The sequence below is a fragment of the Streptomyces sp. DT2A-34 genome (genome assembly GCF_030499515.1).
Classification (GTDB): domain Bacteria; phylum Actinomycetota; class Actinomycetes; order Streptomycetales; family Streptomycetaceae; genus Streptomyces.
This window is the reverse complement of the sequence record NZ_JASTWJ010000001.1, coordinates 7,482,782-7,496,470: the sequence shown is the minus strand read 5'-3', so window position 1 is coordinate 7,496,470 and position 13,689 is coordinate 7,482,782. Positions and strand designations below refer to the sequence as shown.

The 13,689-nt window shown below is 71.3% G+C and carries 10 protein-coding genes; 5 read left to right on the top strand and 5 right to left on the bottom strand.

Annotated features, from left to right (window positions below; translation table 11 throughout):
- The 5 genes from QQM39_RS33435 to QQM39_RS33415 form a co-directional block, all read right to left on the bottom strand.
- Positions 1-801 carry an endo alpha-1,4 polygalactosaminidase gene (locus QQM39_RS33435; protein WP_302001286.1) on the bottom strand — a complete coding sequence of 267 codons (801 nt, stop codon included), beginning with the start codon at positions 799-801 and terminating at the stop codon, positions 1-3.
- Positions 798-1,475, bottom strand: coding sequence for a spherulation-specific family 4 protein (locus tag QQM39_RS33430; RefSeq protein WP_302001285.1), 678 nt, complete (start codon positions 1,473-1,475; stop codon positions 798-800). Before QQM39_RS33430 ends, QQM39_RS33435 begins: the two co-directional genes overlap by 4 nt.
- On the bottom strand, positions 1,472-2,953 hold the full coding sequence (locus tag QQM39_RS33425; RefSeq protein ID WP_302001284.1) for a hypothetical protein: 1,482 nt from the start codon (positions 2,951-2,953) through the stop codon (positions 1,472-1,474). The genes QQM39_RS33430 and QQM39_RS33425 overlap by 4 nt, the downstream gene beginning before the upstream one ends.
- Positions 2,950-4,479, bottom strand: coding sequence for a GT4 family glycosyltransferase PelF (gene pelF, locus QQM39_RS33420; protein WP_302001283.1), 1,530 nt, complete (start codon positions 4,477-4,479; stop codon positions 2,950-2,952). Before pelF ends, QQM39_RS33425 begins: the two co-directional genes overlap by 4 nt.
- Before the next feature lie 117 nt (positions 4,480-4,596).
- Positions 4,597-6,639, bottom strand: coding sequence for a hypothetical protein (locus QQM39_RS33415; RefSeq protein WP_302001282.1), 2,043 nt, complete (start codon positions 6,637-6,639; stop codon positions 4,597-4,599).
- A gap of 359 nt (positions 6,640-6,998) precedes the next feature.
- Between QQM39_RS33415 and QQM39_RS33410 the strand changes: the two genes are divergently transcribed.
- From QQM39_RS33410 to QQM39_RS33390, 5 genes are all read left to right on the top strand, one after another.
- A complete protein-coding gene (locus QQM39_RS33410) occupies positions 6,999-8,546 on the top strand; it encodes a leucyl aminopeptidase (protein ID WP_302001281.1) in 1,548 nt (515 codons plus the stop codon).
- A gap of 241 nt (positions 8,547-8,787) precedes the next feature.
- Entirely contained in the window at positions 8,788-10,176 is a 1,389-nt protein-coding gene (gene lpdA, locus QQM39_RS33405) for a dihydrolipoyl dehydrogenase (RefSeq protein WP_302001280.1), read from the top strand.
- 60 nt (positions 10,177-10,236) lie between these two features.
- Positions 10,237-12,093, top strand: coding sequence for a 2-oxoglutarate dehydrogenase, E2 component, dihydrolipoamide succinyltransferase (sucB, locus tag QQM39_RS33400; protein WP_302001279.1), 1,857 nt, complete (start codon positions 10,237-10,239; stop codon positions 12,091-12,093).
- A 314-nt stretch (positions 12,094-12,407) separates the two neighbouring features.
- Positions 12,408-13,040 (top strand): GntR family transcriptional regulator, encoded by a 633-nt coding sequence (locus tag QQM39_RS33395; RefSeq protein WP_062702734.1) that lies wholly within the window; start codon positions 12,408-12,410, stop codon positions 13,038-13,040.
- Between the two features lie 120 nt (positions 13,041-13,160).
- The gene (locus QQM39_RS33390) at positions 13,161-13,667 is read left to right on the top strand and encodes a hypothetical protein (RefSeq protein ID WP_302001278.1); all 507 of its coding nucleotides are present in this window, start codon (positions 13,161-13,163) and stop codon (positions 13,665-13,667) included.
- Positions 13,668-13,689 lie beyond the last annotated feature (22 nt).

Below are 13,689 nucleotides of genomic sequence, written 5' to 3'. Positions count from 1 at the left end.
TCAACACGCCCGTCTCCACACCCCCAGCTCGTACTTCTTCAGCATCGAACTCAGCTTCAGGCGACGCGACTCGGCGCAGAAGGCGCGCGTGGGGACCTCGTACTCGACGTGGAACACCGCCTTGCCGGCCTTCACGAAGGGGCTCAGGGCCGCGCACTCCCCGTACTGCGCGCACTGCTCGTTGACCGCGAAGTCGAAGTCGTCCACGAGCTCCGGGATCTGGTCCAGGTCGTTCTTCAGGCCGACCGCCATGCCCCGCTCGTGGGCCAGCCCGGCGATCAGGCGGTTGTAGCGGAGCTGGTCGCGGGCCTTCAGCGGGAAGCCCGTGCGGTTCTTGTAGCCGTCCATGTTGTCGGGCTCCACCGCGTCGAAGCCCTTGTCGCGGCACATGTCGATACGGGCCGCCATCAGGGGTTCCAGGACGTCCAGGCGCCGGATGTCGAGCCAGCGCTCGCCCTCCCAGCCGTTGCCCTTGCCGATCACCGACTTGGGGAACTTCCCGGCGTCGGGGCGCCAGTCCTCCCAGGCGCCGGTGGAGAGATAGCAGATGACCTTGCGGCCCTCGCGGTGCAGCGCCGCGACGGTCTTCTGGGACTGGTCGAAGCCGTCGATGTCGTAGACCGGCACGTCGAGGGAGGTGTCGATACGGCCGCGCAGCTGCCACTGCCAGGCCGTGCCGGGCCGCGGCTGCCAGCGCGCGCCGCTCGGACCGCCCTCGGCGTCGTCGGCGCCGTCAGGGGACGCCGTACAGCCCGCGAGGAGGAGAAGAGGCAGAACGACCAGCGGAATGAGGCGTCTCACCGAGCGGGCTCCAGGGTGTGCGGCAACGTACCCCATGGATGATCGCCCATCCCCGGTACCGCGCAGTGCACGGTGGCCCCGCGGTCGCGGGCGAGGCCCGCGAGATCGACGCCGGACGGGACGCCGTACACCAGATGGCACAGGCGCACTCCGCCGTCGCCCCGCCACTGCTGCGGACCGAGCCGGGTGTACGACTCCCAGGTGCCCTCGAAGGTCACCAGGACGTCCGCGATCCTGGCGTACGACGGGTGCGGTTCCGTGCCGTGGTTCAGGGCGAGCGTGCCGCAGCCGGCGCCCCAGGCCGCCGTCGCGAGCCGCTGGTAGTACGCGAACTCCTCGCGGCCCGCGGCGACTTGGTCGAGGAAGACGCCGTCCGCGGCGTACCAGTCGCGGTGCCGGGCGATGTCGCGTACGACGTCGGCGTGCGGTCGGCGGCCGTAGTCGGTGTCGGCGTAGCCGAGCACCCGCACTCCCCCAGAGGGGGGACCCCCAGCCCCGCGCAGCCGGGTCGCGACCTCGGCGAACGCCGGGTCGGGCGTCTCGCCGGGGCCGCTGGCCGGGTTGAGGACGACCCCGTAGAGGCGAGGCGCGGCCGTGATGATCGCGTCCCATTCGGCGGGGCGGACGGACGGGTGTTCGTAGTACGGGACCAGTAGATCGTTCGTCGGCGTCATCGGTGGGCGGTCGCTCTCCCCAACAGCGCGCAGACGAGGGCGGCTTGGATCATCGCCGCCGTCCCGTACACGATCAGTCCGACCTCGTGCGGGCTGCCCGTGTGGGTGACCAGGCCGACCGTCTGGGCGAGGGCCGCCACGCAGCACACCGTCGCCGTGCTGAGCACCGCGCCGAAGGACTGCAGGAGCAGGCCGGTCCACAGCAGTACGCCGAGGAGGAGCAGGCCGGCGAGGCGGATGCCCGCGATGCCGGGGGCGTGCGGCCAGAGCGCGGAGGTGGCGAGGCTCAGGGCGAGCAGGGAGAGCAGGTAGGCCGACAGGCACTCGACGACGGTGACCGTCGTGGTCCGCCAGAAGGCCTTCGGTGTGCTGCTGGAGCGCAGCCCGGCGAGGCTGCCGCTGCGGAAGCGGTACAGCAGCCATTCGGCGGGGCCCATGCTGAGGGTGAGGGCGACGGCCGCGGGCGCCGCTATCGCGGTGTGCTCCTCGCCTGCCAGGACGTCGCCGAGGGCCGCGTAGAGGACCAGGACGCCGGTGGCCAGGCCGAAGCAGGCGTATGGAAGGGAGCCTAGGAGAGAGGGGCCACTTGTCGTTCGGCGGCTGCGGGTTTGATGTGGTTGATCGCGCAGTTCCCCACGCCCCTTCGGGGGCGCGACCTCACGTAGGCCGAGAAGCACCACCACCGTTAGCGAGCCCAGCAAAAGCATCAGTCTCGCGGCGTCCGGCACTGGATGGACCAGGGCCAGGACCGCGCCAGCCGCCATCGGCAGCAGAGCCACCAGCAGGGCCCGTTCGCGGCCCATCACCAGTAGCGCGGTTGCCGCGCCCAGGTAGATCGACTGGCCGGCCGCGAAAGCGACGCCAACGGAGGCGGCGCCTGCGACGGCCAGGGCCACCAAGGCACCGAGCAGTGCGCCCGCCGGGGCGCCGAGAAGCAGAGAGCGGCGGGCGGCATCGCGGTCCCCCAGCCCCAGCCAGGAGTACGCCCGGTGGGCGAGCCCCTGGTTCCAGGTCCAGCCGACCAAGGCGCCGGCCAGCAGCGGGACCGTGCCGGCGGGGAGGCCGAAGTCGTCCCGCGAGCCGGCGAGCAGGGGCGCGCCGAGGACGTAGCCGAGGCCGGGGAGGGCGAAGACGACACCCCGCAGCAGGCAGCCGAGCAGGCCCACCTGCCAGGGGTCGTGGACCGGCCCTTCCGGCTCCGGGTAGCGGCGCTCGACGCGTTCGTACAGCTCCTCCGCCAGCGCGAAGGAGTTCTTGACGCCGTAGCGCTCGCGTATCTGGTCGTCCGACAGGCCGTCGGACTCCAGCAGTGCGGCGATCTCGTCCGGGTGGACGGCGGCGGCGATGAAGTCGTCGAGGCGCTCGGCGAGTTCGTCGATGGGGTCGGGTTGCGCCCAGCTGGGTGCGGTGCGCTGGCGCGGGATGGCGGGCAGGGTGTCGGGGCGGGAGCCGGGCGGCATCCAGATGCTGCCGCTCACCAGCCGGTTCCGTCCGTCGCGACCTTCTCGTACCAGGGGTCGCGCAGTTCGAGGGTCCAGTCGGCGACCGTCTCCAGCGTGGGTTCGTACACCTCGGCGCCGCCCGCGAGCTCCTGGTAAATCGTCCGGAAATTGTCCACGGAGCGGCGGAGCGTGAAGCGGTCGATCACCCTCTGACGGGACAATTCACCCAGTTCCAGGCGCCGTTCGTCGTCGCGCAGAAGGGTCAGCGCGGCGGCCGCCAGCTTCTCCGGCTCGCGCGGCGGGACCACCAGACCGGTGTCGCCGACGGCCTCGCGCACTCCCCCGACGTCGGTCGAGACCGTCGTACGGCCGCAGGACATGGCCTCGATGATGGAGAACGGGAAGCCCTCGGAGATGGACGACAGCATGACGACGTGACCGGCGGCGTAGGCGCGCCAGACCTCGCTGATGCGGCCCTCGAAGGTGAGGCCGTCCGTGACGCCGAGTTCGGCGGCGAGCTTCTCCAGCTTGGTGCGGTAGGCCTCGCCGCCGGGTGGTACGGGGCCGAACAGGCGCAGGCGGGCTTCCGGGAGTTCGGCGCGGACCATGGCGTAGGCCCGCAGCAGGGTCTCCAGGTCCTTGATGGGGTCGACGCGGCCGCACCAGGTGAGGGTGGGGACGTCGGGCTCGGGGCCGGCGTGCGGGAAGGCGTGCGGGTCGACGCCGTTGTAGACCGTGCGGATCTTGTCGGCGTCGGCGCCGCCGCGCTCCTCCCAGCGGCGGTTGTACTGGTTGCAGGGGGTGATCAGGTCCGCCGCCCGGTACCCGAGTGAGTTCAGCTCACGGTAGAAGCCGAGCATGAACGCCTTCACGGGCCAGCGCTGGGCGTCGCTGCGGTAGCCGAGATAGCGCTCGCGCAGATAGATGCCGTGCTCGGTGAGGAGGAAGGGCACGCCGTCCAGCTTGTGCGCGGCGAGGGCGGGGAGGGTGGCGAGGCCGCTGCTCACGGCGTGGGCGACGGAGTCCTCGGGGATGCGGATGCCGAGGGGGCGCAGGGCGTGTTCCAGCAGGTCGGTGGCGGTCAGGGCGTCGTGGACGGTGGGGCGGGCGGCCGCGGTCGGCAGATGCGGCATCGTCCAGATCCACATCAGCGACCGCAGCGCCGACTCGGTGCGCAACGCCGCCGACAGGCGCCCCTCGCGGGCGAGTTCGGCCAGCTCGTACAGGGCCGCACCGAAGTCGGTGTGGGACTCGGGGCCCGCGGGGTCGAGGAAGGAGAGCAGGAAACGCTCGTAGGAGTCGGTGAAACGACGCCGGGCCCTGCCGTACGGCGCCCTTTTGCGTCCCGGACGCGGGCCCCAGGTCGGAACGGAGGTGTGCCGGTAGACGTTGGGCGGCAGCTCCCAGGCGACGGGTTCGCGGCCGGTTCCGGTGAGCGACACGATGTGGAAGTCGACCTCCGGCATGCCCTTGACGAGCTGGTCGCACCAGGTGCTGACCCCGCCGTGGACGTGCGGATAGGTGCCTTCGGTGAGCATGGTGACATGACGGCCGGTGCGCATCGCTACGCGGTTCCCCCCTGTGATGCGGATGATGTTCGGGGAACTGCTGCCCGGACCCCGGCTGCGGGTCCTTCGTGGCTGGTCGCGCAGTTCCCCGCGCCCCTTTGGGGCGCTCCTCTACGGCACCTTCAGCGTGAGCGCGGACTGCAGCGGCTCTGGCGCGGTCCACGCCGAGCGCTGCCCCGCGTACGGCGTCCCGAACGCGGTCGTGCCCAGGAGTTGTTGCTTGGTGGTTCCTTCCGGTGCGGTCACCGGGATCCGGGTCCCGGACGGGGCGGTGACGGTGACGGTGTCGCCGATGCGGTACGCCGTGACGGAACCGTTGGCGAGAGCGGTCTGCCAGGCGGCGCGGCGCTGCAGCTCGGTGCCGATGGCACTCTGCGCGAGGTTCTCCACCGGGGTGTTGTCGGCGAAGAGTGCCTGGTAGTCGGCGAGCACCTGATCCAGGACCGGGAACAGCGTCCGGTCCTCGGCCAGGTTGGACTGGTGGGCGTAGTGCGGGCGCGGGTCGTTGCCGATCGCGTGTCCGAGGGCGGTGCGGGCCTCCAGCGGGACGATGTACTCGTCGTACCCGGTGGCCGGGTCCAGCGGGTCGGCCAGGCAGGTGGAGGCGGGGTTGGTCTCGCAGACGCCGCTGCCGCCGTCGGCCTTGGAGGTGTAGATCCAGTTGTACTCGTCGACCATCTCCTCCTCGGTACCCACGTTGTAGTACACGTTCATCGGGTGCCGGGGCACGGTCAGCGCGGCACCGACCGCACGCTGGTCGGGCTCGCGGGAGTTGTCCGAGGCGGTCCACTTGACGCCGTTGTCGGCGAGGGCGCCGGCCAGGTTGGGGTTGTCGTCGGGCTGCTGGGGCAGGGTCTTCAGGCCCGAGTGCTCGCCGGTCACCAGCTCCGTGCGGTCGAGCGGGAGTCCCTTGGTGACGCCCCAGTTGTAGTTGTCGCGGAGCTCCGCCGAGATGTCCGCGCGGCTCATGTACCGGGTCGAGCCGTCGGCGTTCTTGGCGCAGCTCCAGGGCACGGTCGAGGTGTCCTGGACGCAGCCGAGGAACGGGTGCGTGTAGGTGTGGTTGATCCAGCGGTACTGCGCCTTGTCGGCGAGCAGTTGGTCGGTGAGCGCGTCGGTGCCGCCGTTCTCGGTCTTCCACGCCTCGCCGGAGCCGGCGTTGTAGACCATGTCCAGGGTGAAGCCGTGCTCCCGCTGCCACTGCGCGGCGTGGACCGCGTCCTCGGCCGTCATGCGGATCGGCGTGGTCCCCTCGCCGTCACCGCCGACGCAGTCGAAGTCACCCGGGGTGCAGTTGTGCTCGGTGTCCCAACGGTTGTCGGGCGCGAAGACGTCGTCGACATGCACCGCGAAATAGTTGCGCGCCCGGCCCAGGTGCACGCCCTGAGTCAGCCATTCGACGATGCCGCGGGCAAGGACCCGGAACTGCTGCTGATGCGCGTTGTACGCGAAGGTCACCACCAGCTCGCGGCGCCCGTCGTGGTTGTACTCACCGATCAGGCTGCCGCGCCCGGAGCCGGCGGGCACGGGAAGGTCGACATAGCTGGTGAAGCCCGTACGGGGCCGGGCGACGAAGCCGTAACTCTCCTGTGCGGAGGCGTCGTTGTCCTCGAACGTGAAGGCGCCGTCCAGATAGCCGAAGTACCCCGCCTTGCCCTCGGCCGTGACGGCCGCCGCCCGCCCGTCGAGGGTGCCGGCCCAGCCGCCCTCGCTCGTGTAGTCGAGGCCGACGCCCGGGTGGGCCCAGGTGTAGGCGTCGACCTGCGGGATGCCGTAGGTCCGCTCGTAGCTCTCCAGCGCGGTCTGCTCGGCGGAGCCCGCGCCGAAGGGGGCCTCGTTGGGCAGGACGACGCCCTGGTACTTGGCCCGGGGTGTGCCGTTCACCGTGTCGCTGAGGAACGCGTCCGTGATGGTCGGGCGGTTCGCGTCGGTCAGGTCGACGGTGGTGTACGGGATGCCGGTGCTCTTCAGCTGGGCGGTGATGGCCCGGACCGGGCTGTCACCGTTGTCCACGACCAGCACCCTGAGATCGATGCGCGGCTCCCCGGCGGCCGCGGCGCCCGGGGCCGCCAGGCCCAGGGACAGCAGACCCGCGGCCGTCAGGACGGCGACGACGTTTCTGCGGTTTCTCCATCGGTGCGCACTGCGCGCCATTGATTTGCCCCTTCCCCCCAGAAGATCCCCTCATGGCCGCTTGTGACGAATCGGCAGGGGATCCGTGGAAATCATGCAAAGCGGCAAGCCGATCGCTCACCGGAACCAGACGAGTGTGACTCAGCTCACCGATCGCGAGGATCAAGAAATGACCACGACGCCACCGACAGGTGAACGCCCGCAGGAATGAGCGAACGCTCACACGAGCGTAGGCTCATCCCGAGTGTTCGCCGTACCGGGGAAGGCCCCGCTGCCACCGCACCCGTAGGTCGGAACTAGGGTCGGTCGGCAGCCGGGCCCGGTCGACCCACACCATTCGGCCATCGCAAACTTCACATCGGAAGCGAGATTTCACCACCGTGACTGCTCTCACTCTCAGCACCGCCGCGGCGCCCGGCCTGCGGGCCGACGCGATCGTGATCGGTGTCGCCAAGGGCGCCGCGTCCACGTCCGGGGGACTGGTTGTCGCACCGGGCGCCGAGGCTGTGGACAAGGCGTACGACGGCAGGCTCGCCGGCGTCCTGGAGACCCTCGGTGCCTCGGGCGCCGAGGGCGAGGTGACGAAGCTCCCCGCGCCCGCCGGCTTCAAGGCCCCGCTCGTGCTGGCGGTGGGCCTGGGCGCCGAGCCCGAGGACGCCAAGGACGGGGCCTACGACGGCGAGGCGCTGCGCAAGGCCGCCGGTGTCGCCGCCCGCGCCCTCGCCGGCTCCAAGAAGGCCGCGTTCGCGCTGCCGCTGGGCGATGCCGGTGACGTCGGCGCCGTCGCCGAGGGCGTGCTGCTCGGGGCGTACGCCTTCGACGTCTACAAGGGCAACGGCCGGGACGCCCAGGACAAGAAGAACGGCAAGGCGCCCCTCGCCGAGGCCGCGCTGCTCGGCGCCAAGCCCCGCGACAAGGCGCACAAGGCGGCGATCGAGCGCGCCACCGCCGTCTCCGAGGAGCTCAACCGCGCCCGCGACCTGATCAACACCCCGCCGAACGACCTCACCCCCGAGTCCTTCGCCGCGATCGCCTCGGCGGCGGCCAAGGAGCACGGCATCAAGGTGCAGGTGCTCGACGAGAAGGCGCTGACCAAGGGCGGCTACGGCGGCATCCTGGGCGTCGGCTCCGGGTCGGCGGCCGGCCCGCGGCTGGTGAAGCTGACGTACACGAGCTCCAAGGCGGCCAAGCACCTCGCCTTCGTCGGCAAGGGCATCACCTACGACTCGGGCGGCATCTCGCTGAAGCCGGCCGGGCACAACGAGACGATGAAGTGCGACATGAGCGGGGCGGCCGCCGTGTTCGCCGCCGTCGTCGCCGCCGCGCGCCTCGGTCTCGAGGTGAACGTCACCGGGTGGCTGGCGCTCGCCGAGAACATGCCGTCGGGGTCCGCCGTGCGTCCGGGTGACGTGCTGCGCATGTACAGCGGCAAGACCGTGGAGGTGCTCAACACGGACGCCGAGGGCCGGCTGGTGCTCGCGGACGCGCTGTGGGCGGCGTCGCAGGAGAAGCCGGACGCGATCGTCGACGTGGCGACGCTGACCGGGGCGATGGTGCTGGCGCTGGGGAACCGGACGTTCGGTGTCATGGCCAACGACGACGCGTTCCGCTCCGCGATCGTGGAGGCGGCCGAGGAGGTCGGCGAGCCGTCCTGGCCGATGCCGCTGCCGGAGCACCTGCGCAAGGGGATGGACTCGCCGACCGCCGACATCGCCAACATGGGTGAGCGGATGGGCGGTGGGCTGGTCGCCGGTCTGTTCCTGCGCGAGTTCGTGGGCGAGGGCGTCACCTGGGCGCACCTCGACATCGCCGGTCCCGCGTTCAACGAGGGTGGTCCCTTCGGGTACACGCCGAAGGGCGGTACGGGGTCCGCGGTGCGGACGCTGGTTCGGCTGGCCGAGCTGACGGCTGTCGGCGACCTGGGCTGACGTTGTTCTGCGTGAGGGGCTCCGCGCGCGGGTAGGGCGGAGCCCCCTCTTCCGTGCCCGCTCAACTGAACGTGGGGCGTCTCACACACCGGCCCGGCGTCTCGTTCGGTGTGGACAAGTGCGAAGATGGGGCTCGGCAGGACAGGGCCCCACCACAGGGCCGAAGAATGAGCGGCCGGACACCAGCCGCCGACCGGTCACCGACGACCGGCGTACGGCGCACATGCATGGAGGACGTGACGTGGCGAACGACGCCAGCACCGTTTTCGACCTAGTGATCCTCGGCGGTGGTAGTGGCGGTTACGCCGCGGCCCTGCGCGGGGCGCAGCTGGGCCTGGACGTCGCCCTGATCGAGAAGGACAAGGTCGGCGGCACCTGCCTGCACCGGGGTTGCATCCCCACCAAGGCCCTGCTGCACGCGGGCGAGATCGCCGACCAGGCTCGTGAGAGCGAGCAGTTCGGTGTGAAGGCCACCTTCGAGGGCATCGACATCGCCGGGGTCCACAAGTACAAGGACGGCGTGGTCTCCGGCCTGTACAAGGGCCTGCAGGGGCTCGTCGCCTCCCGGAAGGTGACGTACATCGAGGGTGAGGGCCGCCTGTCCTCCCCGACCTCCGTCGACGTGGGCGGCCAGCGCGTCCAGGGCCGTCACGTCCTGCTCGCGACCGGCTCCGTGCCGAAGTCGCTGCCGGGTCTGGAGATCGACGGCAACCGCATCATCTCCTCGGACCACGCCCTCGTCCTGGACCGCGTGCCGAAGTCCGCGATCATCCTGGGCGGCGGCGTCATCGGCGTCGAGTTCGCCTCGGCGTGGAAGTCCTTCGGCGCCGACGTCACGGTCATCGAGGGCCTGAAGCACCTCGTCCCGGTCGAGGACGAGAACTCCTCGAAGCTTCTTGAGCGCGCCTTCCGCAAGCGCGGCATCAAGTTCAACCTGGGCACCTTCTTCTCCAAGGCCGAGTACACGGCCGACGGTGTCAAGGTCACCCTCGCCGACGGCAAGGAGTTCGAGGCCGAGGTCCTCCTCGTCGCCGTCGGCCGTGGCCCCGTCTCCGCCGGTCTCGGTTACGAGGAGCAGGGCGTCGCCATGGACCGCGGCTACGTCCTCGTCGACGAGTACATGCGCACCAACGTGCCGACCATCTCCGCCGTCGGTGACCTCGTCCCAACCCTTCAGCTCGCGCACGTCGGCTTCGCCGAGGGCATCCTGGTGGCGGAGCGTCTGGCCGGTCTGAAGACCGTCCCGATCGACTACGACGGTGTCCCGCGGGTGACGTACTGCCACCCGGAGGTCGCCTCCGTCGGTATCACCGAGGCCAAGGCCAAGGAGATCTACGGCGCGGACAAGGTCGTCGCTCTGAAGTACAACCTGGCGGGCAACGGCAAGAGCAAGATCCTCAACACCGCGGGCGAGATCAAGCTCGTCCAGGTCAAGGACGGTGCCGTGGTCGGCGTCCACATGGTCGGCGACCGCATGGGCGAGCAGGTCGGCGAGGCCCAGCTGATCTACAACTGGGAGGCGCTGCCGGCCGAGGTCGCCCAGCTCATCCACGCCCACCCGACGCAGAACGAGGCGCTCGGCGAGGCCCACCTGGCCCTGGCCGGCAAGCCGCTGCACGCGCACGACTGATCCCTCGGTCGACGAAGCGACGACTCAGACTTCCGCAATTCGTAAGGAGCAACCGAAACCATGGCGGTTTCCGTAACCCTTCCGGCGCTCGGCGAGAGCGTCACCGAGGGCACTGTCACCCGCTGGCTGAAGGCCGAGGGTGAGCGCGTCGAGGCCGACGAGCCGCTGCTCGAGGTCTCCACCGACAAGGTCGACACCGAGATCCCCTCCCCCGCCGCCGGCGTCCTGGCCTCCATCAAGGTCGCCGAGGACGAGACGGTCGAGGTCGGCGCCGAGCTGGCCGTGATCGACGACGGCACGGGCGCGCCCGCTGCCGCCCCGGCACCCGCCGCCGAGGAGGTCGCCCCGCCGGCTCCCGAGCCGGCCCCGGCCGCCCAGCCGTCCACCGAGCAGGCCGCCCCGGCTCCGGCGCCCACCCCCGAGGCCGCTGCCGGTGCCGGCTCCGCCGAGGGCACGGACGTGGTCCTGCCCGCACTTGGCGAGTCCGTCACCGAGGGCACCGTCACCCGCTGGCTGAAGTCGGTCGGTGACAGCGTCGAGGCCGACGAGCCGCTGCTGGAGGTGTCGACGGACAAGGTCGACACCGAGATCCCCGCCCCCGCCTCCGGCACGCTGCTGGAGATCGTGGTCGGCGAGGACGAGACCGCCGAGGTCGGCGCCAAGCTGGCCGTCATCGGCGTCGCGGGTGCCGCTCCGGCGGCCGCCCCGGCCCCGGCTGCCCCGGCTCCCGCCGCCGCTGCCCCGGCCGCCCCTGCGGCTCCGGCTGCCCCCGCGGCTCCGGCCGCTCCGGCGCCCGCTCCGGCCGCGCCCGCCCCTGCCGCTCCGGCCGCGCCCGCCCCTGCCGCTCCGGCCGCGCCCGCCGCTGCCGCCCCGGCTCCGGCCCAGCCCGCGGCCCCGGCCCCCGCGCCGGCCGCGCCGGCTCCGGTCACCCCGGCTCCGGTCACCCCGGCTCCGGCCGCGCCGGCCGCCGCCCAGGCGACCGACGAGGGCGCCTACGTCACCCCGCTGGTGCGCAAGCTCGCCGCCGAGAACGGCGTCGACCTGGCCACCGTCAAGGGCACCGGCGTCGGCGGCCGTATCCGCAAGCAGGACGTCGTCGCCGCCGCCGAGGCCGCGAAGGCCGCCGCCGCTGCTCCGGCTCCGGCCGCTGCCGCTGCCCCGGCCGCCAAGAAGGCGCCCTCCCTGGAGGCCTCCCCCCTCCGTGGCCAGACCGTCAAGATGCCGCGCATCCGCAAGGTCATCGGCGACAACATGGTCAAGGCGCTGCACGAGCAGGCCCAGCTGTCGTCGGTCGTCGAGGTCGACGTCACCCGCCTGATGAAGCTGCGCGGCCGTGCCAAGGACGCGTTCGCGGCCCGTGAGGGCGTCAAGCTCTCCCCGATGCCGTTCTTCGTCAAGGCCGCGGCCCAGGCGCTGAAGGCCCACGCGCCCATCAACGCCAAGATCAACGAGGCCGAGGGCACGATCACCTACTTCGACACCGAGAACATCGGTATCGCGGTGGACTCCGAGAAGGGCCTGATGACCCCGGTCATCAAGCACGCGGGCGACCTCAACATCGCCGGTATCGCCAAGGCCACCGCCGAGCTCGCGGGCAAGGTCCGGGCCAACAAGATCACCCCGGACGAGCTGTCCGGCGCGACCTTCACCATCTCCAACACCGGTTCGCGCGGTGCGCTCTTCGACACGATCATCGTGCCGCCGGGCCAGGTCGCGATCCTCGGCATCGGCGCCACGGTCAAGCGCCCGGCCGTCATCGAGACGGAGGAGGGCACGGTCATCGGCGTCCGCGACATGACGTACCTGACCCTGTCCTACGACCACCGCCTGGTGGACGGCGCCGACGCGGCCCGTTACCTGACGGCGGTCAAGGCGATCCTGGAGGCGGGCGAGTTCGAGGTCGAGCTCGGCCTGTAAGCCACCAGGGCTTTCAGCCTGTACGGCGCCCCGTCCGGAGCTTCTCCGGGCGGGGCGCCGCTTTTTGGCAGGGGCCGGCTGCAACGCCGCCAAAGGGGCGCGGGACTGTATCGATGTGCGGCTCCGCCGCGTGGGCGCGACCAGCCACGAACAACCCGCAGCCGCCCGACGACAGATCACACCGAGCTCTTGGGCGCCCCACCCCCCACGCCATGTAAGTCTCATCTCACCTGCACCAAAGCACCCCCGTCGGCCCTCCCGGCGGAGCGCACCGGCCGTATTGTCTAAACGTCAACGCGCCCTAAGGAGCCCTCATGACCGCCCCCGTCATCCACTCGCTGCGCGAACAGATCCGCGAGCACATCCTGGAGGGGATCATCAGCGGGCGCTGGCAGCCGGGCGAGCGGATCGTGGAGCGACGTATCGCCACCGAGCTGGAGGTCAGCCAGACGCCGGTACGCGAGGCCCTGCGCGAGCTGGAGTCGCTGCGGCTGATCGAGTCCGCGCCCAACAAGGGCGTACGCGTACGGAGTCTGACCGCGGCCGATCTGGAAGAGAGCTACCCGGTCCGGGCCGGCCTGGAGGCCATCGCCGCGGAACTGGCCGCCGACCGCCTCGCAGAGGACTGCTCCGCTCTGGAGCCGCACGTCAGCGCCCTGTACGAGGCCGACCGCAAGGCCGACGGCACGGCCCAGGTGCGGCACACGGTCGCCTTCCACCGCGAGATGGTGCGGGCGGCGGGCAACTCCGTGCTGCTGCACACCTGGGAGGGCCTCGGCATCGAGGTGTTCACGGCCCTGTCCATCCGGTGGCTGGGGACGGTGCAGCAGTCGTACGCGGAGGAGCACGAGGAGCTGGTGGCCGCGTTCCAGCGCCGGGATCCCCGGATCGCCGAGCTCGTCAAGGCCCATGTGCTCGGGTGCGCGCCTCGGCACGAGGGCGAGTAGCCCGCGCCGGGTACGGCAATCGGGGCGAATTGCCCCTTCAGGACGGGTTTATCCGTGCTCATCGATGGAAGGCGGCTGGGAGGACCCACTACCCACGCTCTCCAGCAGGGGAGGACGGCTATGACTTCCCCACAGCCACAGCCAGAGCCACAGCTCCAGCCACAGCAAGCACAGCCACAGCAACCGGCCCCGACCGGCGCCGCACCCCAGACCGAGCCGGAGCACCACGAGGAGAAGCGGACCGGCGGCAAGGTGGTCCATCTGCACACCGCCCACCCCCGGGTTCCCATCCCCTACGTGACACCGGGCGACCTGTTCACCAACGCCCGCAAGGCCACGTCCGCGGCCACCGCCACGGCCGCCTCCACCGCCACGTCCCTGCTCCCCACGCCCCGCAGGCTGGCCTTCTACGGGATCCTCGGCGGGATGGCCGCCGCCGGAGCCATGGCATGGCCGGTCGCGGTCGCCGTCGGCGCCGCCACCGAGGTGATCACCCGCGAGCAGGCCGCACGGCATCAGCAGGATCACGCACGCATGGAGCGGGCACGCGCCGAGGCCGAGCAGGACCGGCAGTCCGCCGCCGGCCCGACGGAGACCGGGACGCCCCCGCAGGCGGCGATGGGCTGACACAACCCGCCCAAGCTAGCCG

What these genes read in the sequence shown, in the direction of transcription:
- QQM39_RS33430 (WP_302001285.1), bottom strand. Translation starts at nt 1,475, where the DNA reads ATGACGCCGACGAACGATCTACTGGTCCCGTACTACGAACACCCGTCC.
- QQM39_RS33395 (WP_062702734.1), top strand. Translation starts at nt 12,408, where the DNA reads ATGACCGCCCCCGTCATCCACTCGCTGCGCGAACAGATCCGCGAGCAC.
- sucB (WP_302001279.1), top strand. Translation starts at nt 10,237, where the DNA reads ATGGCGGTTTCCGTAACCCTTCCGGCGCTCGGCGAGAGCGTCACCGAG.
- QQM39_RS33390 (WP_302001278.1), top strand. Translation starts at nt 13,161, where the DNA reads ATGACTTCCCCACAGCCACAGCCAGAGCCACAGCTCCAGCCACAGCAA.
- pelF (WP_302001283.1), bottom strand. Translation starts at nt 4,479, where the DNA reads ATGCGCACCGGCCGTCATGTCACCATGCTCACCGAAGGCACCTATCCG.
- QQM39_RS33415 (WP_302001282.1), bottom strand. Translation starts at nt 6,639, where the DNA reads ATGGCGCGCAGTGCGCACCGATGGAGAAACCGCAGAAACGTCGTCGCC.